The sequence below is a fragment of the Streptomyces sp. NPDC052299 genome (assembly GCF_040679335.1).
GTDB lineage: Bacteria > Actinomycetota > Actinomycetes > Streptomycetales > Streptomycetaceae > Streptomyces.
Genome location: NZ_JBFAUP010000039.1, coordinates 1 through 21,513 on the forward strand (window position 1 = coordinate 1; position 21,513 = coordinate 21,513).

Here is a 21,513-nt window from a genome sequence, read left to right on the forward strand (position 1 = left end):
GGGGGGTGGGTCTGTTGTTTGTGTGTCTCTAGGTTTTTGCTTCGCTTGGTATCTGGCTGGCACCGGCCAGTTACAACGTCGGGCCCCCCCCCCCGGGGGGGGGGGCGCCCCTCCCGTGACCGGGGCCGGATCAGACCTGGCCGGCCTTCTCCAGGGCCGTGCAGCAGGTGTCCACGATCAGCCGCGTGACGACGTACGGGTCGACGTTGGCGTTCGGACGGCGGTCCTCGATGTAGCCCTTGCGGTCCTGCTCGACCTGCCACGGGATGCGCACCGAAGCACCGCGGTCGGAGACGCCGTAGCTGTACTCGTTCCACGGGGCGGTCTCGTGCAGGCCGGTCAGCCGGTCGTCGATGCCCGCGCCGTAGTTCTTGACGTGGTCCATCGGCTTCGAGCCCTCGCCCAGCGACTCGCAGGCCGTGATGATCGCGTCGTAGCCCTCGCGCATCGCCTTCGTGGAGAAGTTGGTGTGCGCGCCCGCGCCGTTCCAGTCGCCCTTGACCGGCTTCGGGTCGAGGGTCGCGGACACGTTGAAGTCCTCGGCGGTGCGGTAGAGCAGCCAGCGGGCGATCCACAGCTGGTCGGAGACCTCCAGCGGGGACAGCGGGCCCACCTGGAACTCCCACTGGCCCGGCATGACCTCGGCGTTGATGCCGGAGATGCCCAGGCCCGCCTTCAGGCAGTTGTCGAGGTGCTTCTCCACGATCTCCCGGCCGAAGATCTCGTCCGAGCCGACGCCGCAGTAGTAGCCGCCCTGCGCGGCCGGGAAGCCGCCCTCGGGGAAGCCGAGCGGCCGGTGGCCGTCGAAGAAGGTGTACTCCTGCTCGATGCCGAAGATCGCCTCCTGCCCGGCGAACCGCTCGGCGACCGGACGCAGCAGCGCCCGCGTGTTCGACGCGTGCGGGGTCATGTCGATGTCGAAGACCTCGCACAGGACCAGGATGTCGTCACCGCCGCGGATCGGGTCCGGGCAGCTGAAGACCGGCTTCAGCACCCGGTCCGAGGCGTGGCCCTCGGCCTGGTTGGTGCTCGACCCGTCGAAGCCCCAGATCGGCAGCGAGGCCACGTCGGAGGACGGGCTGCCGGACATGATCTTCGTCTTGGAGCGGAGCTTGGCGGTCGGCTCGGTGCCGTCGATCCAGATGTACTCAGCCTTGAACGTCACGGAAGCCATCCTTTGCGGGTGCTGCGGGTCTATGCGCCGCAGCCTCGCAAGCCGCGATTTCCCGACCGTTGCCCTCGTGTGAACCCCGTGTTACCGAGGTTTCCCCGGCGCCCCGGGGGTGTCGCGGTCACCCCTCGATGAACTGGTAGTCGCTCACGATGCGGCCGTCGGGGCCCAGTACGAGGACCTCCAGCCCGACGCCGGCGGCCTCGCCCCCGTCCCTGGGCGCCATCTCCCAGTTGAACTTGACGACGTCGTGGAGCCGGTCGGCGTTGCCGCGCGACCGGAAGACGAAGGTGCCGGGCGCGACGAACTCGTCGTGGGCGCGCGTCACCCGGAAGTCCAGCGCGTCGTACCCGCGCGCCTCCAGCAGGAGCCGGTCGAACCCCAGCGCTTCGGCGGCCTCCCGGATCTCCTGCGGAGGCCGTAGCACGTGGACCGCGTCGGCGGACCACAGCTCGCGGACGGCGGCGCGGCGGCGTTCCGCGTCGGGCTCGTTCCAGACGGCGACGTAGCGGTCGGTGAGCTCGTGGATGTCGATGTCGGCCATGGCTGATCCCCTGGGTACGAAGGTCCGGTGTGCGGCGACGACCCTTCCGCGCCGGGTGCGGCGCGGCAATTCCCCGCAGGGAATCGCGGATCAGCAGACGATCGGGATACACAAGGGGGGTGATCAGTGAACCGACCGGAGGCGGTCTCGCGACGGCGTTGCGCGGCTGGCGCACCCGGCGACGCGTCAGCCAGCTGGAACTGGCCGCGCGAGCCGGAACCACGCAGCGGCACCTCAGCTTCATCGAGAGCGGGCGGTCGGCCCCCGGGCGGTCGATGATCATCCGGCTCGCCGAATCCCTGGAGGTGCCGATCCGCGAGCGCAACGACCTGCTCCTCGCGGCCGGATTCGCCCCGGTCTACCCGCGGACGGACCTGGACGACCCCCGGCTCGCGCCGATCCGCACCGCCCTCGCCCGCATCCTGGACGGCCACCTGCCCTACCCGGCCGTCGTCGTGGACCGCCACGGCGATCTCGCCCTGGCCAACACCGCCTTCCACGTCCTCACCGCCGGGGTGGCCCCGCACCTGCTCGAACCGCCCATCAGCGTTCCCCGGGTCCTGCTGCACCCGCAGGGCCTCGCCTCCCGCATCGTCAACCTCGACGCGTGGGCCTGGCACATCGTCGACCGCGTCCACGCCGAGAGCGTGCGCAATCCGGACGACCGGCTCCGGAGCCTGGCCGCCGAACTCTCCGGCCTCGCCCCGCCCCGCCCGCGCGACTCACCGGACCACCTCGGCTTCGCCGTGCCCCTGCGCCTGAGGCCGCCCGACCCGGCCGACGACCGGGAGCTGACGCTGATCACCACGCTCACCCACTTCGGCACCGCCACCGACGTCACCGTTGCCGAACTGCGCCTCGAAGCGTTCCTCCCGGCCGACCAGGAGACCGGTGCCATGCTGGCCGAACTCCACCGGGCCTGAAGCCCCCGCCCCCGGAGGGCGGTTGGGCGGGCGTTGCGGCCCCCGAGCCCCCACCCGGCACACTGGACCCATGACGACACCCGAGAACCCCCTGCGCATCGGCCTCGCCGGCACCGGACCCTGGGCCCGCAACACCCAGGCCCCCGCCCTCGCCGCACACCCCGGCGTCGTGCTCAGCGGTGTGTGGGGCCGCCGGGCCGAGGCGGCCGGGGAGCTGGCCGCCGCGCACGGTGCCCCGGCGTTCTCCGGTGACGCGGGGCTCGACGAGCTGTTCGCCACCAGCGACGCCGTCGCCTTCGCGCTGCCGCCCGACGTGCAGGCCCCGCTGGCCGCCCGCGCCGCCGCGGCCGGCTGCCACCTGATCCTGGACAAGCCGGTCGCCACCACGGTCGCCGCTGCCCGCGAGGTCGCCGAGGCCGCCGAGCAGGCCCGGGTCGCCTCCGTCGTGTTCTGCACGCTCAGGTTCGCCCCGCGGCCCGCCGCCTGGATCGCCGAACAGGCCGCGACGGGCGACTGGTTCACCGCCCGCGCCGAATGGATCGCCGCGCTCTGGGCCCCCGGCACCGACAACGACTACGCCGCGTCCCCCTGGCGCCGGGAGCGCGGCGGCCTCTGGGACGTCGGCCCGCACGCCCTCTCGGTCCTGCTGCCGGTCCTGGGCGACGTCACCGGGCTGACCGCCGCCCGTGGCCCCGCCGACGCCCACCACCTCGTCCTGCGCCACACCTCGGGAGCGTCCAGCACGGTCACCCTGACCCTGGGCGCGCCGGCGGCCGCCGCCGGGGTCGAGGTCGTCCTGCGGGGCGAGCACGGCGTCGCCGAGCTGCCGAGGTGGGACGGGGCGGTGGACGCCTTCGCGGCGGCGGTGGACGCGCTGATCGCCTCGGTGCGTACGGGCGAGGCCCACCCCTGCGACGTGCGGTTCGGCCTCCGCCTGACGGAGCTCCTGGCGGAGGCGGAGGCGCAGGTCCGGGGCGCGGAGTAGCCGCCCGGCGGTGCGGGGTCAGCCGGCGGACCCCGCACCGCCGCCCCCCTCCTCCGACACCGCCGCCAGGAAGCCCTCCAGGAACCGCCGCACCGCCGCGACCTCCCCGGCGTCGAACTCCCGCAGCAACGCCACCGCGCTCCCGATCGCCGGGCCGAAGGCCGCCCAGCCCAGCTCCACCGCCCGTGGCGTCACCCGCAGCAGCACCCGCCGCCGGTCCCGCTCGTCCCGCGTCCGCGTCAGATGGCCCAGCCGCTCCAGCCGGTCGATGAGCGACGTCGTGCCCGCCGAGTTGAGTCCGAGCTCCGCCCCCAGCCGCCCGGCGGTGACCCCGGTCCCCTCCCGCTCCGCGTCGAGCAGGCACACCAGGGCGCGTACATCCGTCGGATGCATCCCGTTCCGGGCCGCGAACTCCGCCTGGCGCAGCCCGAATGCGGACGTCGCCTTCCGCAGCAGATGGACGATCTCCAGCTCCGGCCCCTGCTCACTCATCCCCGGCACCTCCCGCTATTGTCTCGCTCAGCGAGATAATATCCAGGTGCACGGAGTCCAGGGAGCGCGCCCATGACACCCACCCCGCCCGCCACGACCGCCGACGCGGCCTTCCTCGCCGCCTACGACGCGACCGTCGCGGCCACCTGGCCGCCCGGCACCACGCCGACCACGGTCCCCACCCCGTACGGCACCACCCACCTCAACAGCCACGGCCCCGAGGACGCCCCGCCCCTGGTCCTGCTGCCCGGCGGTGGCGCCACCTCCACCGCCTGGTACGCCCAGGCCGCCGCCCTCGGCCGGACCCACCGCGTCCACGCCGCCGACCTGATCGGCGAACCGGGCCGCAGCACGCCGGGGGAGCGGCCCGTCCGCAGCGTCGAAGACCTCTGCGACTGGCTCGACGCCCTGCTCGACGGCCTCGGCGCCACCGGACCGGTCGCCCTCGCCGGCCACTCGTACGGCGGGTGGATCGCCCTGCACTACGCCCTGCACGCGCCGGACCGGCTCCGGAAGCTGATCCTCCTCGACCCCACCGGCTGCTTCAGCGGATTCCGCCCGGGCTATCTGCTCCACGCCCTGCCGATGCTGCTTCGCCCGAACGCCGCCCGCGTCCGCGCCTTCCTGGACTGGGAGACCGGCGGCGCCGCGCTCGAACCGCACTGGCTGCAGCTGCGCGAGGCGGCGGCCGGTTTCCCTGCGGCCCGCCCGGTCACCGGCCCCCGCCCGAAGCCGGAGGCCCTGCGCGCCCTCGCCGTACCGACGCTGGTCCTGCTCGCCGGCGCCGGCCGCGCCCACGACGCCTGCAAGGTGGCCGCCGCCGCGCACCGGCTGCTGCCGCGGGCGGAGACGGCCGTCCTCCCGGGCGTCTCCCACCACGCGCTGCCCCCGCACGCCCCGACGGCCCCCGAACTCAACCGCAGGATGGGCGAGTTCCTCGCCTAGGTCGTGCCGGGCCTAGCCCTTGCGTCCCAGCGCGTCCCGGACCGCCTCGTCCGACCGGCCCACGACCGCCGTGCCGTCCTCCGCCGTGATGATCGGCCGCTGGATCAGCTTCGGGTGCTCGGCGAGCGCGGTGATCCAGCGCTCCCGGGCCTCCGCCTCACGCGGCCAGTCCTTCAGGCCCAGCTCCTTGGCGTCCGCCTCCTGGGTGCGCGTGATGTCCCACGGTTCGAGGCCGAGCCGGTCGAGCACCGCCCGGATCTCGTCCGGCGACGGCACGTCCTCCAGGTAACGGCGGACCGTGTAGTCGACCCCCTCCGCGTCGAGCAGCTGCACCGCGCTGCGGCACTTGGAACACGCGGGATTGATCCAGATCTCCATGGGACCAAAGGTACGGGATGGACCTCGCGGAAGGGGCCGAAAACCCCTCTGGCCAGGGACGATTGTCAGTGCGGGCCGGTAGAATGGGAGTCAGTTCGTGAGGGTTTCCGAAGAGTTCCGCCACCGTGCCAGGAGGTAGCCCATGGCCGTTGCCGCAGTCACGACCAAGCCGCTCGACAAGCCCCTGACCAAGAAGCCGCTCCCCGCCGGCCGCCCCCGCGAGTGGTACGTCTCGCACAACCGCCGCCTGAAGGCGATGCGCCTCGCGATCGCCCTGCTCGACACCGGCGTCTACCTCCCGTCCAGCGCGAACAACGCCCGCATACGCACGACCGCCGCGTGCCTCGGCATCCACCCGCCGTCCGACATCACCTGCCGCATGGTCCGCGCGCTCATCCGCTACGGCCGCTGACCTCCGAGCGACGAGGGGCGGGTCCCGGAAGCAGTCCTTCCGGGACCCGCCCCTCTCAGTACCCGTCGCAGGTCGCCGTCGCGTACGCACCCGAGGCCGAGTCCGTACGCCGGGTGCCGTCGTCCACGGTCACCGAGCACGCCACGTCACCGCCGCCCCGGCCGACGCTCACCACGAACGTGCCGCCGCTCATGAAGCCCTTCGTGTCCAGCTCCCCGGCCCACGGCAGCGACCGCAGCGCCAGCCGCCCGGTCGCCAGCTCCTCACCCCGCCAGGTGCTGTACGTCAGCACCACGTCGCGGGCGGTCCCCGTCACCTCGTACCGGATGTGCACCTTCCGGGAGCCCTCGGACCGGAGGACGTCCGACAGCACCGCCATGACCGCGCCCGCGGCGAGCGCCAGCAGCACGGCGACGAACAGCAGCACCCACGGCCACATCCGCCGCCGGGGCGGCGGCGGGACCGGACCGCCGGGCGGAGCCTGCTCACTCATCCCCCCAGCCTCCGCGCTCCGGGCCCGCACCGCGACCCCCCGGGGTCCGTCCGGCTGCCCCCCACGGATACGGCCGGGCGATCAGCGCGATCGTGTGCCCGGCCGGGAGGGTAAAGTGGTTCGGCGCCCAACGCCGCGCGTACGCGTGTGCGGGGTCCGCGCCCACGCGGCGCAGGCCGAGGCGCACCAGTTTTTCCGGCGGACGAGAGAGCGAGCGAGCGGATGCGCATGATGACGCCCCGCACCGCCGCCTGCCCGCCGTGACCCGTCACCCCTGAGCCCTGCCCGCTGTCCGCCGCGATGCGCCGGACACGGCGGCAGGCTCCGCCCGGCCCTGAGCGCCGGACGCGTCGGCCCGCTCCGCGCGGCCGCCCCGAGCCGCAGAACGCGGCGACAGGCGCCGATCCGTCGGAGCAGGCCCTGCCCCCCGTCCTCCCCGCTGTCCAGCCCCGCACGCCCGCGTCGCTCCGCGTCCGGGCGGGCCCGACCGACAGGTACGCCGTCTTGTCCTTCACCACGCCCGCGTTCGCGCCCCGCCTGCGCGCCCTCAAGCCCGACTGGATGTCCGATCCCAAGGTGTGGCGCACCGAGGTCCTGGCCGGACTCGTCGTCGCGCTGGCCCTCATTCCCGAGGCCATCTCCTTCTCGATCATCGCCGGGGTGGACCCCGCGATTGGCCTCTTCGCCTCCTTCACCATGGCGGTCACGATCTCCGTCGTCGGCGGACGCCGGGCGATGATCTCCGCCGCGACGGGCGCGGTCGCCCTGGTGATCGCCCCGGTCAACCGCGAACACGGCTTCGGCTACCTGGTCGCCACCGTGATCCTGGCGGGCGTGTTCCAGATCGCCCTGGGCGCCCTGGGCGTCGCCAAGCTGATGCGATTCGTGCCGCGCTCCGTGATGACCGGCTTCGTCAACGCCCTGGCGATCCTGATCTTCATCGCCCAGGTGCCCGAGATGCACGACGTGCCCTGGGCGGTCTACCCGCTGATCGGCGGCGGGCTGCTCCTGATGGTCTTCTTCCCGAAGGTCACCCGGGTGATCCCGGCGCCCCTGGTCTCCATCGTGGTCCTGACCGTCATCACGGTGGCGGCCGGCATCGCGGTCCCGACCGTGGGCGACAAGGGCGAGCTGCCCTCCTCGCTCCCCGTGCCCGGCCTGCCCGACGTGCCGTTCACGCCGGACACGCTGACCACCATCGCCCCGTACGCCCTGGCGATGGCGCTGGTCGGCCTCATGGAATCCCTGATGACCGCCCAGCTGGTCGACGACATCACGGACACCCGCTCCAACAAGACCCGCGAGTCGGTCGGCCAGGGCGTCGCCAACATCGTCACGGGCTTCTTCGGCGGCATGGGCGGCTGCGCCATGATCGGCCAGACGATGATCAACGTCCGCGTCTCCGGAGCCCGCACCCGCCTCTCCACGTTCCTCGCGGGCTCGTTCCTGATGGTCCTCTGCATCGTCTTCGGCCCGGTCGTCTCCGACATCCCGATGGCGGCGCTGGTCGCCGTGATGGTGATGGTCTCCTTCGCCACGTTCGACTGGCACTCCATCGCCCCGAAGACCCTGCGCCGCATGCCGGTGGGTGAGACGGCGGTCATGGTCATCACCGTCGCCATCGTCGTCGCCACGTCCAACCTGGCGATCGGGGTCGTCGTCGGCTCGGTCACCGCGATGGTGATCTTCGCCCGCCGCGTCGCGCACCTGGCCGACGTCACCGCGGTCGTGGACCCGGACGGCGGCCAGGTCGTCTACTCCGTCACCGGCGAACTCTTCTTCGCCTCCTCCAACGACCTGGTCACCCGCTTCGCGTACGCCACCGACCCCGACAAGGTCGTCATCGACCTCACGGCCACCCACATCTGGGACGCCTCGTCGGTCGCGGCCCTGGACGCGATCGAAACGAAGTACGCCGCGCGCGGCAAGACGGTCGAGATCGTGGGCCTCAACCAGCCGAGCGCGGCCCTGCACCGCACGTTGAGCGGCGAGCTGACGGGCGGGCACTGAGGGGGCGGCGCGGGGCCCCTGAGCGGGCGGCCGGGGGAGCGGCCCCCGGCCGCCCCGGGCCCCGTCGTCGCGCCTACCCCGCGACGGCCCCGTGCAGGAAGACGTCGACCAGCTCCCGCGGGGTCAGGTCCGGCTCGTCCTCCGTACGCGGCTGCGTGAACAGCAGCCCGAAGAAGAGCGCCGCGATCTGCTCCGGCGGCCGGCGCAGGGCGGCCCGGTCGGGCTCCAGCAACTCCGCCACGGCCGCCCGGACCAGGGCCGACGACTCATTGCGCCCCGCCCCGCGCACCGGTCCGGGGTGCTTGCCGCCGCCGTGCCCCAGCGACCCCAGGATCGCGCCCACCCTGGCCAGGTGCGCCTGAAGCGCCTCGGCCGCCTCCACGAGCCGGTCGGGCAGCGGCTGGGCCAGGTCGATCGCGTCGAGCTCGCGGATCGCGTGCTCGGGGGACAGCGCCTCGGCCACACACGCCTGCATCAGTTCGTCCTTGTCGGCGAAGACCCGGAAGACCGTGCCCTCCCCGATGCCCGCGGCCCGGGCGATCTTCGCGGTCGTCACGGCGGAGCCGTACTCGGCGATCAGCGGAATCGCCGTCTGAATGATCATCGCGCGCCGCTGCTCCGGCGACATGGCGGGGGCGCGGCGGCGGGTGGTGTTCTTCTTGGTTTCGGTCATGCCCCCACCATACGGAGTGAGCCCTCACTCCGTCAATGAGTGAGGACTCACTCCGTTCTGCCCGAGGCCCTTCGTCAGCCCCGCCCCAGAAGCGCCCGCACCGCCGAAGGCCCGCTGTGCGCAGGCCTTGCCGCTGGAACAGGACGCCGCGCGTACGAGATGCTGCCGCCGGCGTCCGGATCGCTGCGCACGACGAGGACGCTCGCCGTCACTCGCCAAGTCATCGAGGCCACAGGCACGAAGGCGCCCGAGGTCGTGAGCTGGATCGAGGAGTCACGCCGATGGATCTGAAAACGTACACGCACGCCGACGCCCCGGACGTGCGCTCCCTGCTTCTGGACATACACGACGAGGTCTACGCGAACGAGCCCGACCCGTTCCACTCGCGCGAGCGGTTCTCGTACTACGTCGATCTGTGGTCCGGGCGCGAGGACTGGCTGTGCGTCTCGGGCTGGGAGGACGGCGGAGCGGTCGGGTACGCGTACGGTTCGCGCTTCAAGCCGGGCGGCTGGTGGAAGGGCGCGGACCGGCCCAGGGGTGTGCGCGGCCGCATCTTCGCTCTGTCCGAGCTGATGGTGGTGCCCCGGTGGCAGGGGACCGGCCGGGCGCGGCAGATTCACGACGCGCTGATCCAGTCGGTCGAGGTCGACTTCGTGACGCTCCTGGTCGACTCCGCCCACCCGAGGGTGCAAGCCCGGTACGAGAAGTGGGGCTACGAGAAGCGGGACGAGGCCAAGCCTTCGGACGACTCCCCGCTGTACGCGGTCATGGTCAGGACGCTGTGCGGGGCACCTGCGCGCCTGAACAGTGAGGGGTGAAGCAAAAGAGCCCGTCACTCTCCGCGGAGCGCGGCAGGGGTGAACGTGGATACGACCTTGTCCCCGCAGTCCATTAGGCATCGTCTGCCCGGCCGTGCCCCACGGCATCGAGCAGTGCCCGCAAAACGTGCCACGCACGAGTGCGGCGGTCGCCGTCGCCGGAGCAGACGTACACGGTGCTGAGTGCCGCGACCAGCACCGCGAGTGCTGCCATGCCGGCGAGCGGCAGAAGGACGAGCGATGTCATGCGAGTGACCTCTCCAGTGGACGAGCGGGACCCCGGATGCGTCCGGTGACCCCACGGTCCGACACGGCCGGGCGCTCAAGGTGGACGTGGCCGATGGCTGACGAACGCCTCCCGGAATCGGGGGACTTCAGGCGCTCCGAGACGTTGTCCGACAGAATCTGACAGTGCCTTCCCGCCGGACCGGCGACTCGCATGACGCCCGAGGCGCGTCCTACGACGATCGGATCGGCGAACAGTGCACGGAAGGGAGGGGCCATGACGTCGGCGGCGGACGGGTCCACGACAGGGCCGGCGCTGGAACAGCTCCGGTACCGGCTGCATCGACTGCACCGGGAGAACGGCGAGCCGAGCTACCGGGTCATCGCGCGGCGTACCGGAAGGGCCGTCGCTCATGAGACGGCCAGGGTCGTCCTGCGCTGTGAGAGCCCGCCTCGCTGGGGTCCGCTGGAACTCTTGGTGGAGGCTCTGGGCGGCGACGTGGACGAGTTCCGGGCGCTCTGGATTGCCATGCGCGACGAGGTCTCGCCCCTGGCCCTGCCCACAGCCGCCGAACAGGATGAGCCGGAGGAGCCGAGCCCGGTCGCGCAGCTCAGTATCCCCGAACTCGCCGATGCGGAGGCCGACCTCCAGGACCGGGTGGCCGAGCACAGCCGTCGGGAGGGTGAGACCCGTACCGACCTCCTGGCCGCCCTGGAGGCCCGCGCCGACCTCTCCGACCGGCTGGCCGTGCTGCACGAGGAGCTGGGCCGGGAGCGGGGGCGCAGCGAGGAACTGCGCCGACGGGTCGACGAGCTGGAGGCGGAACTGGCGGTGTGCGCCCGGCGCGTGGTGTGGCTGCAGGACGAACTACGAGCGCTCCGCGACGAGCGGCTGGGGTTGCTCAAGCAGCTGAACGGGCTCCACATCAGGAGGGCGGAGCTGTACTTCACCTGGGCCCGCGAGGAGGAGCGCCGGCGGCGCGCCGCGGAGGCGGGCCGGGAGGTGGCCGGTCAGGAGCGGGACCGCGAAGTCGCGGATCTTCGCGTACGGCTGGCTGGGGCGGAGAGCCTGCTGAGGTCCCTTGCGGCCTCCAGGTCGCAGGAGGACCAGTTCCTGGCGGGACGCGACGACACCGGTTGAGGCCCAGGGGATCGGTGTCCCCGCGGGTCGTCGCGGCGCGGGCACGGAGAAGCAGTGAGGGCCGCCTCCCGGCTCCGGGAAGCGGCCCTCACTGACGTCCGCCTTTACAGGTCGAAGTACAGCTCGAACTCGTGCGGGTGCGGGCGCAGCTGGATCGGGGCGATCTCGTGGGTGCGCTTGTAGTCGATCCACGTCTCGATCAGGTCGGACGTGAAGACGCCGCCCGCCTGCAGGTACTCGTTGTCGGCCTCGAGGGCGTCCAGGACGGCCGGGAGGGACGTCGGGACCTGCTGGACGTTGGCGTGCTCCTCGGGAGCCAGCTCGTACAGGTCCTTGTCGATCGGCTCGGCGGGCTCGATCTTGTTCTTGATGCCGTCCAGGCCGGCCATCAGGAGCGCCGAGAAGGCCAGGTACGGGTTGGACGACGGGTCCGGGGCGCGGAACTCGACGCGCTTGGCCTTCGGGTTGGAGCCCGTGATCGGGATGCGCATCGCGGCGGAGCGGTTGCGCTGCGAGTACACCATGTTGACCGGGGCCTCGAAGCCGGGCACCAGGCGGTGGTAGGAGTTCACCGTCGGGTTGGTGAAGGCCAGCAGCGACGGGGCGTGCTTGAGGATGCCGCCGATGTAGTAGCGGGCGGTGTCCGAGAGGCCGGCGTAGCCCTGCTCGTCGTAGAACAGCGGGTCGCCGCCGGACCACAGGGACTGGTGCACGTGCATGCCCGAGCCGTTGTCGCCGAAGATCGGCTTCGGCATGAAGGTCGCGGTCTTGCCGTTGCGCCAGGCGACGTTCTTCACGATGTACTTGAAGAGCATCAGGTCGTCGGCCGCGGCGAGCAGCGTGTTGAACTTGTAGTTGATCTCCGCCTGGCCGCCGGTGCCGACCTCGTGGTGCTGGCGCTCGATCTCCAGGCCGCTCTTCTGGAGCTCCAGGGACATCTCGGCGCGCAGGTCCGCGAAGTGGTCGACCGGGGAGACCGGGAAGTAGCCGCCCTTGTAGCGGACCTTGTAACCGCGGTTGTTCTCGATCGCACCGGTGTTCCAGGCGCCGGCCTCGGAGTCGATGTGGTAGAAGCTCTCGTTCGCCGACGTCTGGAAGCGGACGTTGTCGAAGACGTAGAACTCGGCCTCGGGACCGAAGTACGCGGTGTCGGCGATGCCGGTGGAGGCCAGGTACGCCTCCGCCTTCTTGGCCACGTTGCGCGGGTCACGGCTGTACTGCTCGCCGGTGATCGGGTCGTGGATGAAGAAGTTGATGTTGACGGTCTTGTCACGGCGGAAGGGGTCGACACGGGCGGTCGACAGGTCCGCGCGGAGCGACATGTCGGACTCGTGGATGGCCTGGAAGCCGCGGATCGACGAGCCGTCGAAGGCAAGCTCGTCGGCCGGGTTGAAGGTCGCCGCCGGGACGGTGACGTGCTGCATCACGCCGGGCAGGTCACAGAACCGGACATCGATGAACTTGACGTCATTGTCGGCGATGAACTTCTTCGCGTCGTCGGCGTTCTGGAACATCCAACTCCTCCTACTCCCGGCCCGGGAGGGGACGGGGTTGCAGCTCGTTGTGGCCAGTGCGGTGGCACACGCTGGACCCGACCATAGGCAGACGGGATTTCTCAAGCATGACCCATTTGTTTCGCCGAAGTTAACCGGCGCGGGTGCGGGGAGCGGTCGTACGGGCCCCGGACCGCCCCTTCGGCGTGGCCTCACGGGCCTCACGGCCGTATCAGAAGGGTGTCCGAGGAGTGGGACGACGCGTGGGACGGCACCCGCGGGGGAGGGCGTGCGGCCGGGCGCAGTACCGTGGTCGGGTGGACAATAGGCAAGCAATCGGATCGTGGCTCTCCGGGCCGCGTGCGGCCGCCGAGGACATGGGCGCCGACTTCGGCTACCGGGGCAGGCGGCTCGGCCTCCCCGAACAGGGTCCCGGCGCCATCGCCCCGCTCGGCCGGCGCTTCGGGGCCCTCTTCATCGACTGGGCCCTGTGCATGCTGATCGCATACGGGCTGTTCGCTCGCGGTGACCAGCAGGCGGCCGGGAACTGGGCGCTCGGCATCTTCCTCGTCATGAGCGTGCTCACCGTCGGGACGATCGGCTGCACCCCCGGCAAGCGCCTCACGGGCATCCGGGTCGTCGCCGAGGACGGCGGCCGTCTCGGCCCCGTCCGGGTCCTCATCCGCAGCGTCCTTCTCTGCCTGGCGATCCCGGCCCTCGTCTGGGACCGCGACGGCCGGGGCCTCCACGACCGCCTGTCCCGCGCGGTCCAGATCCGCGTCTGAGACGTGACGTGGAGAACCGAAAGAGGGCGGGCCGTGAACCACCAGGTTCACGGCCCGCCCTCTTCGCCTTCCGTACGCGCCGGCGTCAGCGCATCCTGCCGCCGCGCGGCATCCGCATGCCCTTCGGCATGGGGCCCTTCGGGAGCGGCATGTTGCTCATCAGGTCGCCCATCGCGCGGAGCCGGTCGTTGGCGGCCGTGACCTGCGGGCCGGTCAGGACGCGGGGCATCTTCAGCATCTTGGTGCGGACCTTCTTCAGGGGCACCTGGCCCTCGCCGTTGCCGACGATGATGTCGTGGACGGGGACGTCCACCACGATGCGGGCCATCTTCTTCTTCTCGGCCGCGAGCAGGCCCTTCACCCGGTTCGGGTTGCCCTCCGCGACCAGTACGATGCCCGCCTTGCCGACGGCGCGGTGCACGACGTCCTGGTTGCGGTTCATCGCGACCGCCGGGGTCGTCGTCCAGCCCCGGCCCACGCGGTCCAGGACCGCCGCGGCGGCGCCCGGCTGGCCCTCCATCTGCCCGAAGGCGGCGCGCTCGGCGCGGCGTCCGAAGACGATCGCCATCGCGAGGAGCGCGAGCACGAAGCCCAGGATGCCCAGGTAGATGGGGTGGTCGATCAGAAAACCGATCGCGAGGATGACACCGAAGGTGACGATTCCCACACCCGCGACCACAAGACCGATCTTGGAGTCGGTCCGCTTGGTCATCTTGTAGGTCAGAGCGATCTGCTTGAGCCGCCCCGCGTTCTCGGCGCTGTCCGCGCCTTCAGTGGTGTTTGCCTTCCTCGCCATGCAATGAAGTTTACGTGGCTCGCGAACGACGGGCGCCCACGGCCTCCCGTTCCGGCACGTAGCCGGACTCGGCCCGGTCCTTGGCCCGGCGGCGGTCCTCCAGGACGGCCGTCCAGGCGTTGCGGCGGGCGGTGCGCTGGCCGCCGCTGAGCAGCAGCGACTCCACGGCGCGGAGGGTGTTGGTGACGGTCGGGATGACGGTGGCGCGTACCGGTGCGGCCTGCATCGTGGCAAGTCCCCTCGGGAACGAAGGTCGTGTGCTGCGCGGACTGGAGACGGACGGCGGTGGTGTCACCGCGCTGCGCGTGCGTCCAGGGTCACCGTTCGGTGTTACCAGCGCGTGACCGGTCGGTCAAACACCAATGAAACCTCGATACGGGCCCCGCGCACGCCGACGCGGTCCGTCCGCGCCCCGGGCCCCTCGGACCTGCGGGGAGCGGGCGGACCGCGCCGGGTGGAGCAGGGTTACGCGGACGCCACCGGGGCCTGGGCCTCGCGCCGGTCCATCGCCTGCTGGAAGAGGCGGCCCGCGCGGTACGAGGAGCGGACGAGCGGGCCGGACATGACGCCGGAGTACCCGATCGCGTCGGCCTCGTCCTTGAGCTCCACGAACTCGTGCGGCTTCACCCAGCGCTCGACCGGGTGGTGGCGCACCGACGGCCGCAGGTACTGCGTGATCGTGATGAGCTCGCAGCCCGCGTCGTACAGGTCCTGCAGCGCCTCGCTGACCTCTTCGCGGGTCTCGCCCATGCCGAGGATCAGGTTCGACTTGGTCACCAGGCCGGCCTCACGGGCGCGGGTGATGACCTCCAGGGACCGCTCGTAGCGGAAGCCCGGGCGGATGCGCTTGAAGATGCGCGGCACGGTCTCCACGTTGTGCGCGAGCACCTCGGGGCGCGAGGAGAAGACCTCCGCGAGCTGGTCGGGCTCGGCGTTGAAGTCGGGGATCAGCAGCTCGACCTTGGTGCGGCCGGCCTCCCGGTCCGCCGTCTGCGCGTGGATCTGGCGCACGGTCTCCGCGTACAGCCAGGAGCCGCCGTCCTCCAGGTCGTCGCGGGCGACGCCGGTGATGGTGGCGTAGTTCAGGTCCATCGTGACGACGGACTCGCCGACGCGACGGGGTTCGTCCCGGTCCAGCGCCTGCGGCTTGCCCGTGTCGATCTGGCAGAAGTCACAGCGCCGGGTGCACTGGTCACCGCCGATGAGGAACGTGGCCTCGCGGTCCTCCCAGCACTCGAAGATGTTGGGGCAGCCGGCCTCCTGGCACACCGTGTGCAGACCCTCGCTCTTGACGAGTTTCTGCAGCTGGTTGTACTCGGGGCCCATCTTCGCCCGGGTCTTGATCCACTCGGGCTTGCGCTCGATGGGGGTCTGGCTGTTCCGGACCTCAAGGCGCAGCATCTTGCGCCCGTCGGGTGCGACAGACACTCCGGCACTCCCCTTTGCTTTCACTGCATTGGATTCTTCGGCGAACACCAGGGTACGCCCGTAGTTCATTCGGTTGTACGTCTGCCCAACCTGGGGCAGGCAGGGCCTATTCCCGGAAGCGTGTTCCGTGGGTCACGCCGTGGCCACGGCGTCGGCGGGGCGCTCGATCGTACGGGGGGCGAGCTCGGCGTTCTCCAGGATGTCCCGGAGGTGCTTCTCCACGACGGGCAGGACCTCGTCGATGGTGATGTCGCGGCCGAGTTCGTAGCTGAGCGAGGTGACGCCGGCGTCCCGGATGCCGCAGGGCACGATGCGGTCGAACCAGGTGTTGTCGGGGTTCACGTTGAACGAGAAGCCGTGCATGGTGACGCCCTTGGCGACGCGGATGCCGATCGCCGCGAGCTTGCGGTCCTCGCGGCGCTGCCCGGCGTTGGACGGGGCGTACTCCGGACCGTTGAGCCGGGCGTCGAACTCCTCGTCCGCCAGGCGCGGGTCGAAGTCGAGCGTGAGGCCGCCGAGGGCGGGGCGCTGCTCGACCGGGTCGCCCAGGACCCAGACGCCGCTGCGGCCCTCGACGCGGCTGGTCTCGACGCCGAACTCGGCGGCGGTGCGGATCAGCGCCTCCTCCAGGCGGCGCACATGGGCGACGACGTCCACGGGGCGCGGGAGCTTCTGGATCGGGTAGCCGACGAGCTGGCCCGGGCCGTGCCAGGTGATCTTGCCGCCCCGGTCCACGTCGATGACGGGGGTGCCGTCGAGGGGGCGCTCGCTGTCCTCCGTGCGCCTGCCCGCGGTGTAGACGGGCGGGTGTTCCAGGAGCAGGCAGGTGTCCGGGACGGTGTCCTCGAACCGTGCCGCGTGCACCTCGCGCTGCTTCTGCCACGCCTCCTGGTAGTCGACGGCGTTCTCGCCGAATCCCATGCGGACGAACCGGAGCTCACTCACGGCAGCAGCCTTTCTCCTCGCGGTGCCGTGGGCCGGGGGGTGTCCCCGAACCGCGTCACCCTGCACGAATCGCGCCCCAGTCACTGTACGACCGGCGTCTGCGCACGGGCCCGGCAGGTCTTCCCGTCAGCGCCGCCCACAATCCTCACACGATCGGATGAATGTGGAGCGAAGGGTGCTGGGGCCGCCCGGCGGACGGTTAAATTCGCGCCGTTCGTCAGAGGGCTGCCCGGCCCCGAAGGCAGGAGACCCTAGAGCTGATGTCCGAACGACCTCCGCAGCGCACGCCCAACCGCCGGCTCGCCTCGCTCATCACCGAGGCCGGATTCTCCAACGCCGGCCTCGCCCGCCGGGTGGACCAGCTCGGCCTCGAACACGGCCTCGACCTGCGGTACGACAAGACCTCCGTGACCCGCTGGCTGCGCGGCCAGCAGCCCCGGGGGACCACCCCCGCGCTGATCGCCGAGGTCTTCACCCGGCGCCTCGGCCGCCGGCTCTCCGCGCAGGACCTCGGCCTCGACGCCTGCGCCCCGGTCTACGCGGGCCTGGAGTTCGCCGCCACGCCCGCCGAGGCCGTCGACATCGTCAGCGGGCTCTGGCGCAAGGACTCCGGCAGCCACGCCGAGCTGCGGAAGATCGCGTTCACCCCGGCCGGTCTCGTCGTGCCCAGCCGGGACTGGCTGATCGGCCGGGCCGACGAGTGGGTGGGAAGGCCGGCACCCGCCAGGGGCGGCACCGCACGGGCGGCCGGTGCTCAGCTCCCCGCCGCCGGGGCCCTGGCCGCCGTGCCGGAGCAGGGCGGGCGGCACAGCGTGCGGGGGCCGGCGCCCTCGCGGCCCGGCGGGGTGCCCGCACCGCCCGGCGCCCCGGCCGGCGGCGCGACGGGCAGCCCCGGGGTGCCCCGGCAGCGGCAGACCGAGCGGGGCTCCGGGCTCCGGGTCGGCGAGGGGGACGTGGCCGCGCTGCGCTCGGTGGCCGAGCTCTTCCGTACGCTCGACCACGCCTACGGCGGCGGGCACGCCCGGCAGGCCCTCGTGCGGTATCTGGAACACGAGACGGAGCCGATGCTGCGCGGCACGTACGGGGAGGCGACCGGCCGTCGGCTGTTCGCGGCCGCCGCGGACCTGACCAGGCTGGCCGGCTGGACCTCGTACGACATCGCGGCGCACGGGCTCGCCCAGCGCTACTTCGTGCAGGCGCTCCGCCTCTCCCAGGCGGCTGCCGACCGGGCCTACGGCAGCTACGTGCTGATCACCATGAGCCGTCAGGCGGTCTATCTCACCCACGGCCGGGAAGCGGTCCAGCTGGCCCGGGTGGCCCAGCAGGGCATCGGCTCGGCCGCGCCGCACGCCGTCATGGCCCTGCTGCACGCGGTGGAGGCGCGCGGGCACGCGGTGCTCGGGGACTCCAAGGCGTGCACGGCCTCCCTCGCCCGGGCGGAACGCGCGCTGGAGGCGGCCCGCCCCGGCGACGAGGTGCCGCACTGGGCGCGCCACTTCGACGAGGCGCAGCTCGCCGACGAGTTCGGGCACTGCCACCGCGACCTCCAGCAGTACCGCTCCGCCGCGCAGTACGCGGAGCGCGCGCTCCAGCTGCGCGCCCCCGCGTACGCCCGGAGCAGGCTGTTCTGCCGGGTGGTGCTGGCGTCCGCCCGGCTCGGGCTCGGTGAGCTGGACCAGGCGTGCCGACTGGGCGCGGAGGCCGCCCAGCAGGCGGCCGAGATGCGCTCGGCACGGGCCACGGAGTACGTCCGCGACTTCGAACGGCGGCTGGAGCCGTACCGGGACGCCGCCGCCGTGCGCGGCTACCGGGAGCGGGTCGCCGCGCTGGGCTGAGAGGCCCCGCCTCAGGCCGCCTCGGGGAGTGCGGTGTCCCCGGCGGCCGGGCGGACGCCGAGGTCGTGGAGGATCGAGGCGGCGGCGCGGGCGCCCGAGGCGAGGGCGCCCTGGACCGTGCCGGTGTCGCGGTGGTCGCCGCACACATAGAGGCCGGCGAGGACCCGGACCGGGCGGTGCGGGTCGTGCGGGGCGGGCATCGCGGGGACGGCCTCCGGGTCGTGGTGGGCGGCCAGCAGCTCCCAGTCGTCGGTGGGCACGCCGTAGAGCGCGGCGAGGTGGGCGCGGACCGTGCGGTCCAGGTCGTCGGGCGGGGCGCCGAGGACCGTCGAGCTGATCAGGGTCCGGCCGTGCGGGGCGCGGGCCGGGTCGACCTCGCTCATCACGGCGGTGTGGGACACGGGGCCCGACCGGTCGGCGTCCAGCAGGAGCGAGGCGCCGGTGGGCGGGGGAGCGGGCGCGGTGTGGTGGAGCACCGTCACGGGGTGGAAGGACGGCAGCCGCAGGCCCGGCAGCAGCTCGGTGGCGGCGCTCGCCCCGGTGGCCACGAGCAGCGAGCGGCAGCCCAGCTCTCCGTGCTCCTTGGTGCGTACGGAGGTGATGTCGGCGGACGTGACGTGCACCCCCGTGCGGACGGTGCCCGGCGGCAGGGAGGCGGCGAGGAGCGCCGGCAGCGTGCCCGCCCCGCCCTCGGGCACGCACAGCCGTCCGCTCGCGTACGTCCGCAGGGCGAGGTCGGCGCACCGGCTGGACGTGGTGAGGTCCGGGTCGCTCAGCAGCGCGGTGAGCAGGGGGCGTACGAAGCCGTTCAGCGTACGGGAGGAGAGCCGGCCGGCCAGGGCGTCGAGCGCGGCGCGTTCGGGCCGGGCGAGGATGCGGGCCGGGGGTGTGGCGGCGAGGCGGGCCAGGGCCGCGCCGAGCCGGGCGTGGTCGATCGCACCGCCCATCGCCCCGGAGAGGGCGCCCGCGAGCGGCGGCCGGGGGGCGTGCGCGAGGGCGCGCGCCGCTTTGAGCGCGCCCCGCGCGCTGCGTGCGCCCGGCACGCGGCGGGTCTCTCCGGTCCGGTGGCGGCGGCCCTCGCTGTGCACGAGGACCCCGGGATCGAAGGTGCGCAGGACGAGACCGTCGAGCCCCGGTGTGGTGCGGAGCTCCGGATACGCGGTGTTGAGCAGCGGGCCGATCCGGTCGAGGCGGAACCCGTCCACCTCGTCGGTGGCCATCCGGCCGCCGACGCCGGGGCCGGCCTCCAGGACGCTGACACTGACCCCGGCGCTGGTCAGTCGGTGGGCCGCCGACAGGCCGGCGATTCCGGCCCCGATGATGACGACGTCCGCGTGGTGTGCCGTGCTGAGCACGTGCCCTCCCCGGTTCGGCGCAAGTGGTGGGGGGCTCATGCCCTCAACCGCCCACCGGAATGCGTGAGTTCGTCAGGAGGCTAGGAGAGTGGCCCGATCGTGCGCAGTCGCGCGCGGACCGGAGCACCGATGCACGGGGTCGCACGCCCGTCCGAAAAAACCGGGCTGCCCGGACGGTCCGTCAGCGCAGGGCGGCGCGGATGGCGGCGTCGACGGCGGGGAAGGCGAACGAGAAGCCGGAGCCCAGCAGCCGCGTCGGCAGTACCCGCTGACTGCCCAGCACGTCCCCGGCGAACTCGCCGAGCGCGAGCCGCAGGGCCGGTGCGGGCGCAGTGAAGAGGGTCGGCCGCCGCAGCACCCGGCCCATCGCGGCGGTCACCTCGGCGTTGGTGACGGGCGTCGGGGCGGTCAGGTTCACCGGACCGGACAGCTCCGGGGTGTCCAGGATGTGCCGCAGCGCCGCGATGTGGTCGTGCAGCGCGATGAAGCTCCAGTACTGCCGCCCGTCGCCCATCCGGCCGCCGAGGCCCGCCCGGAACAGCGGGAAGAGCCGTCCCCAGGCACCGCCCTCCCGGGCGACCACCAGGCCGGTGCGGGCGTGCACCGTGCGCACCCCCGCCTCCTCGGCCGCCGCCGTGGCCTCCTCCCACTCCACGCAGACCGACGGCAGGAACCCGTCCCCGGGCGGCGCCTCCTCGTCCACCGGGCGGTCCCCGGTGTCCCCGTAGAAGCCGATCGCGGAGCCGGACAGCAGCACGGCGGGCGGGGTGTCGAGCGAGGCGACGGCGTCCGCGATCGCGGCGGTGCCCAGGACCCGGCTGTCCCGGATCTCCTTCTTGTACGCCTCGGTCCAGCGGTGGTCGCCGACCCCCGCCCCGGCGAGATGGACGACCGCGTCGCAGCCCACGAGCCCGGCGACGTCCACGTAACCCCGCTTGGGGTCCCACTCCACCTCGTCACCGGCCCGCGCCGGGCGGCGCACCAGGCGGACCACCTCGTGCCCGTCGGCCCGCAGCGAGCGCACCAGCGCCGCTCCGATGAGTCCGGTCGATCCGCTGACGGCGATACGGGAGTGCGGCATGGCGTCCATCCTGCCCCACCGGAGCGGCCGTACACGGCCGTGGCACAGTGGCGGCCATGACCGATTCCACCGCATCCGCCGCCCCCGTCGTCCGCCGCGCCGTCCTCGCGGACGAGTCCGCGCTCGGCGAGCTGGACCGCGCCACCTGGTCGACGCTGCACGCGGTGCAGCCGCGCCCGCAGCCGCCGTACGAGCCGTTCTTCGACGAGCGGCACACGCCCCGGGGCATCCTGGTGGCGGAGGCCGTGAACGAGGCCGGGGAGCGGGCGACGGCCGGCTACATACGCGTCGTGCCGCCGACCCCGCTGGCCTGCAACGCGCACGTCCGGCAGATCCAGGGCCTCGCCGTCGCCCACTGGGCGCGCGGCCGGGGCGTCGGACGCGCCCTGATCCGCGCGGCCTGCGCGGCGGCACGCGGCGAGGGGGCGAACCGGATCACCCTGCGGGTCCTCGGCCACAATGCGCCCGCCCGCGCGCTGTACGAGGCGGAGGGCTTCACCGTCGAGGGCGTGCTGCGGGGCGAGTTCTTCCTGAACGGGAGTTACGTGGACGACGTGCTGATGGGCCGCGCGCTCACCCCGTGAC

Annotated in this window: 24 protein-coding genes; 10 read left to right on the plus strand and 14 right to left on the minus strand. The window is 72.7% G+C overall.

Annotated elements, in window-relative coordinates:
* Positions 1-130: 130 nt before the first annotated feature.
* Both glnII and AB0L33_RS34415 read right to left on the minus strand, forming a co-directional pair.
* Positions 131-1,165, minus strand: a complete 1,035-nt coding sequence (gene glnII / locus AB0L33_RS34410) for a glutamine synthetase (RefSeq protein WP_365687637.1) — start codon at positions 1,163-1,165, stop codon at positions 131-133.
* A gap of 127 nt (positions 1,166-1,292) precedes the next feature.
* The gene (locus tag AB0L33_RS34415) at positions 1,293-1,715 is read right to left on the minus strand and encodes a hypothetical protein (protein ID WP_365687638.1); all 423 of its coding nucleotides are present in this window, start codon (positions 1,713-1,715) and stop codon (positions 1,293-1,295) included.
* A gap of 119 nt (positions 1,716-1,834) precedes the next feature.
* On the opposite strand from AB0L33_RS34415, the gene AB0L33_RS34420 reads away from it, so the two are divergent.
* Together AB0L33_RS34420 and AB0L33_RS34425 are read left to right on the plus strand one after the other, a co-directional pair.
* Positions 1,835-2,638, plus strand: coding sequence for a helix-turn-helix transcriptional regulator (locus AB0L33_RS34420; protein WP_365687639.1), 804 nt, complete (start codon positions 1,835-1,837; stop codon positions 2,636-2,638).
* A gap of 70 nt (positions 2,639-2,708) precedes the next feature.
* Complete coding sequence (locus AB0L33_RS34425; RefSeq protein WP_365687640.1) at positions 2,709-3,623, plus strand: Gfo/Idh/MocA family oxidoreductase; 915 nt, start codon at positions 2,709-2,711, stop codon at positions 3,621-3,623.
* Positions 3,624-3,641: 18 nt separating this feature from the next.
* On the opposite strand, the gene AB0L33_RS34430 is transcribed toward AB0L33_RS34425, so the two are convergent.
* Positions 3,642-4,115, minus strand: a complete 474-nt coding sequence (locus AB0L33_RS34430) for a MarR family transcriptional regulator (protein ID WP_365687641.1) — start codon at positions 4,113-4,115, stop codon at positions 3,642-3,644.
* Positions 4,116-4,187: 72 nt separating this feature from the next.
* On the opposite strand from AB0L33_RS34430, the gene AB0L33_RS34435 reads away from it, so the two are divergent.
* Positions 4,188-5,060 carry an alpha/beta fold hydrolase gene (locus tag AB0L33_RS34435; RefSeq protein ID WP_365687642.1) on the plus strand — a complete coding sequence of 291 codons (873 nt, stop codon included), beginning with the start codon at positions 4,188-4,190 and terminating at the stop codon, positions 5,058-5,060.
* A 12-nt stretch (positions 5,061-5,072) separates the two neighbouring features.
* On the opposite strand, the gene AB0L33_RS34440 is transcribed toward AB0L33_RS34435, so the two are convergent.
* Entirely contained in the window at positions 5,073-5,438 is a 366-nt protein-coding gene (locus AB0L33_RS34440) for an arsenate reductase family protein (RefSeq protein ID WP_365687644.1), read from the minus strand.
* A gap of 142 nt (positions 5,439-5,580) precedes the next feature.
* Here AB0L33_RS34440 and AB0L33_RS34445 point away from each other — a divergent pair, with 142 nt between their 5' ends.
* The gene (locus AB0L33_RS34445; RefSeq protein WP_365687645.1) at positions 5,581-5,850 is read left to right on the plus strand and encodes a hypothetical protein; all 270 of its coding nucleotides are present in this window, start codon (positions 5,581-5,583) and stop codon (positions 5,848-5,850) included.
* A gap of 55 nt (positions 5,851-5,905) precedes the next feature.
* Here the strand turns inward: AB0L33_RS34445 and AB0L33_RS34450 are convergent, their stop codons facing one another.
* Positions 5,906-6,343, minus strand: coding sequence for a hypothetical protein (locus AB0L33_RS34450; protein WP_365687646.1), 438 nt, complete (start codon positions 6,341-6,343; stop codon positions 5,906-5,908).
* A 561-nt stretch (positions 6,344-6,904) separates the two neighbouring features.
* On the opposite strand from AB0L33_RS34450, the gene AB0L33_RS34455 reads away from it, so the two are divergent.
* Positions 6,905-8,353 (plus strand): SulP family inorganic anion transporter, encoded by a 1,449-nt coding sequence (locus tag AB0L33_RS34455; RefSeq protein WP_365687664.1) that lies wholly within the window; start codon positions 6,905-6,907, stop codon positions 8,351-8,353.
* A 73-nt stretch (positions 8,354-8,426) separates the two neighbouring features.
* Here AB0L33_RS34455 and AB0L33_RS34460 read toward each other — a convergent pair whose 3' ends face one another.
* Positions 8,427-9,026, minus strand: coding sequence for a TetR/AcrR family transcriptional regulator (locus AB0L33_RS34460; protein ID WP_365687647.1), 600 nt, complete (start codon positions 9,024-9,026; stop codon positions 8,427-8,429).
* Positions 9,027-9,307: 281 nt separating this feature from the next.
* Between AB0L33_RS34460 and AB0L33_RS34465 the strand changes: the two genes are divergently transcribed.
* Entirely contained in the window at positions 9,308-9,844 is a 537-nt protein-coding gene (locus tag AB0L33_RS34465) for a GNAT family N-acetyltransferase (protein ID WP_365687648.1), read from the plus strand.
* A gap of 73 nt (positions 9,845-9,917) precedes the next feature.
* Here AB0L33_RS34465 and AB0L33_RS34470 read toward each other — a convergent pair whose 3' ends face one another.
* Positions 9,918-10,091 carry a hypothetical protein gene (locus AB0L33_RS34470; RefSeq protein WP_365687649.1) on the minus strand — a complete coding sequence of 58 codons (174 nt, stop codon included), beginning with the start codon at positions 10,089-10,091 and terminating at the stop codon, positions 9,918-9,920.
* 255 nt (positions 10,092-10,346) lie between these two features.
* Between AB0L33_RS34470 and AB0L33_RS34475 the strand changes: the two genes are divergently transcribed.
* The gene (locus AB0L33_RS34475) at positions 10,347-11,210 is read left to right on the plus strand and encodes a hypothetical protein (protein WP_365687650.1); all 864 of its coding nucleotides are present in this window, start codon (positions 10,347-10,349) and stop codon (positions 11,208-11,210) included.
* 104 nt (positions 11,211-11,314) lie between these two features.
* Here AB0L33_RS34475 and glnA read toward each other — a convergent pair whose 3' ends face one another.
* Positions 11,315-12,724 carry a type I glutamate--ammonia ligase gene (gene glnA / locus AB0L33_RS34480; RefSeq protein ID WP_073965523.1) on the minus strand — a complete coding sequence of 470 codons (1,410 nt, stop codon included), beginning with the start codon at positions 12,722-12,724 and terminating at the stop codon, positions 11,315-11,317.
* Positions 12,725-13,020: 296 nt separating this feature from the next.
* Here glnA and AB0L33_RS34485 point away from each other — a divergent pair, with 296 nt between their 5' ends.
* Positions 13,021-13,488: an RDD family protein gene (locus AB0L33_RS34485; RefSeq protein WP_365687651.1), complete on the plus strand. Its 468-nt coding sequence runs from the start codon at positions 13,021-13,023 to the stop codon at positions 13,486-13,488.
* An 85-nt stretch (positions 13,489-13,573) separates the two neighbouring features.
* Here AB0L33_RS34485 and AB0L33_RS34490 read toward each other — a convergent pair whose 3' ends face one another.
* From AB0L33_RS34490 to lipB, 4 genes are all read right to left on the minus strand, one after another.
* Positions 13,574-14,284, minus strand: a complete 711-nt coding sequence (locus AB0L33_RS34490; RefSeq protein ID WP_365687652.1) for a DUF4191 domain-containing protein — start codon at positions 14,282-14,284, stop codon at positions 13,574-13,576.
* 10 nt (positions 14,285-14,294) lie between these two features.
* Complete coding sequence (locus AB0L33_RS34495; RefSeq protein WP_365687654.1) at positions 14,295-14,510, minus strand: hypothetical protein; 216 nt, start codon at positions 14,508-14,510, stop codon at positions 14,295-14,297.
* Positions 14,511-14,749: 239 nt separating this feature from the next.
* A complete protein-coding gene (lipA, locus tag AB0L33_RS34500; protein WP_365687666.1) occupies positions 14,750-15,685 on the minus strand; it encodes a lipoyl synthase in 936 nt (311 codons plus the stop codon).
* Between the two features lie 159 nt (positions 15,686-15,844).
* Positions 15,845-16,657, minus strand: coding sequence for a lipoyl(octanoyl) transferase LipB (lipB, locus tag AB0L33_RS34505; protein WP_365687655.1), 813 nt, complete (start codon positions 16,655-16,657; stop codon positions 15,845-15,847).
* 260 nt (positions 16,658-16,917) lie between these two features.
* Between lipB and AB0L33_RS34510 the strand changes: the two genes are divergently transcribed.
* Positions 16,918-18,492, plus strand: coding sequence for a regulator (locus tag AB0L33_RS34510; protein ID WP_365687656.1), 1,575 nt, complete (start codon positions 16,918-16,920; stop codon positions 18,490-18,492).
* 11 nt (positions 18,493-18,503) lie between these two features.
* Here AB0L33_RS34510 and AB0L33_RS34515 read toward each other — a convergent pair whose 3' ends face one another.
* Together AB0L33_RS34515 and AB0L33_RS34520 are read right to left on the minus strand one after the other, a co-directional pair.
* Complete coding sequence (locus AB0L33_RS34515; RefSeq protein ID WP_365687658.1) at positions 18,504-19,847, minus strand: NAD(P)/FAD-dependent oxidoreductase; 1,344 nt, start codon at positions 19,845-19,847, stop codon at positions 18,504-18,506.
* A 181-nt stretch (positions 19,848-20,028) separates the two neighbouring features.
* Positions 20,029-20,928, minus strand: coding sequence for a TIGR01777 family oxidoreductase (locus AB0L33_RS34520; protein ID WP_365687659.1), 900 nt, complete (start codon positions 20,926-20,928; stop codon positions 20,029-20,031).
* Positions 20,929-20,984: 56 nt separating this feature from the next.
* On the opposite strand from AB0L33_RS34520, the gene AB0L33_RS34525 reads away from it, so the two are divergent.
* The gene (locus AB0L33_RS34525; RefSeq protein WP_365687660.1) at positions 20,985-21,512 is read left to right on the plus strand and encodes a GNAT family N-acetyltransferase; all 528 of its coding nucleotides are present in this window, start codon (positions 20,985-20,987) and stop codon (positions 21,510-21,512) included.
* The last annotated feature ends 1 nt before the right edge of the window (position 21,513 follow it).

What these genes read in the sequence shown, in the direction of transcription:
- AB0L33_RS34415 (WP_365687638.1), bottom strand. Translation starts at nt 1,715, where the DNA reads ATGGCCGACATCGACATCCACGAGCTCACCGACCGCTACGTCGCCGTC.
- AB0L33_RS34425 (WP_365687640.1), top strand. Translation starts at nt 2,709, where the DNA reads ATGACGACACCCGAGAACCCCCTGCGCATCGGCCTCGCCGGCACCGGA.
- AB0L33_RS34430 (WP_365687641.1), bottom strand. Translation starts at nt 4,115, where the DNA reads ATGAGTGAGCAGGGGCCGGAGCTGGAGATCGTCCATCTGCTGCGGAAG.
- AB0L33_RS34435 (WP_365687642.1), top strand. Translation starts at nt 4,188, where the DNA reads ATGACACCCACCCCGCCCGCCACGACCGCCGACGCGGCCTTCCTCGCC.
- AB0L33_RS34440 (WP_365687644.1), bottom strand. Translation starts at nt 5,438, where the DNA reads ATGGAGATCTGGATCAATCCCGCGTGTTCCAAGTGCCGCAGCGCGGTG.
- AB0L33_RS34445 (WP_365687645.1), top strand. Translation starts at nt 5,581, where the DNA reads ATGGCCGTTGCCGCAGTCACGACCAAGCCGCTCGACAAGCCCCTGACC.
- AB0L33_RS34450 (WP_365687646.1), bottom strand. Translation starts at nt 6,343, where the DNA reads ATGAGTGAGCAGGCTCCGCCCGGCGGTCCGGTCCCGCCGCCGCCCCGG.
- AB0L33_RS34455 (WP_365687664.1), top strand. Translation starts at nt 6,905, where the DNA reads ATGTCCGATCCCAAGGTGTGGCGCACCGAGGTCCTGGCCGGACTCGTC.
- AB0L33_RS34460 (WP_365687647.1), bottom strand. Translation starts at nt 9,026, where the DNA reads ATGACCGAAACCAAGAAGAACACCACCCGCCGCCGCGCCCCCGCCATG.
- AB0L33_RS34465 (WP_365687648.1), top strand. Translation starts at nt 9,308, where the DNA reads ATGGATCTGAAAACGTACACGCACGCCGACGCCCCGGACGTGCGCTCC.
- AB0L33_RS34470 (WP_365687649.1), bottom strand. Translation starts at nt 10,091, where the DNA reads ATGACATCGCTCGTCCTTCTGCCGCTCGCCGGCATGGCAGCACTCGCG.
- AB0L33_RS34475 (WP_365687650.1), top strand. Translation starts at nt 10,347, where the DNA reads ATGACGTCGGCGGCGGACGGGTCCACGACAGGGCCGGCGCTGGAACAG.
- glnA (WP_073965523.1), bottom strand. Translation starts at nt 12,724, where the DNA reads ATGTTCCAGAACGCCGACGACGCGAAGAAGTTCATCGCCGACAATGAC.
- AB0L33_RS34490 (WP_365687652.1), bottom strand. Translation starts at nt 14,284, where the DNA reads ATGGCGAGGAAGGCAAACACCACTGAAGGCGCGGACAGCGCCGAGAAC.
- AB0L33_RS34495 (WP_365687654.1), bottom strand. Translation starts at nt 14,510, where the DNA reads ATGCAGGCCGCACCGGTACGCGCCACCGTCATCCCGACCGTCACCAAC.
- lipA (WP_365687666.1), bottom strand. Translation starts at nt 15,685, where the DNA reads ATGCTGCGCCTTGAGGTCCGGAACAGCCAGACCCCCATCGAGCGCAAG.
- AB0L33_RS34510 (WP_365687656.1), top strand. Translation starts at nt 16,918, where the DNA reads ATGTCCGAACGACCTCCGCAGCGCACGCCCAACCGCCGGCTCGCCTCG.
- AB0L33_RS34520 (WP_365687659.1), bottom strand. Translation starts at nt 20,928, where the DNA reads ATGCCGCACTCCCGTATCGCCGTCAGCGGATCGACCGGACTCATCGGA.
- AB0L33_RS34525 (WP_365687660.1), top strand. Translation starts at nt 20,985, where the DNA reads ATGACCGATTCCACCGCATCCGCCGCCCCCGTCGTCCGCCGCGCCGTC.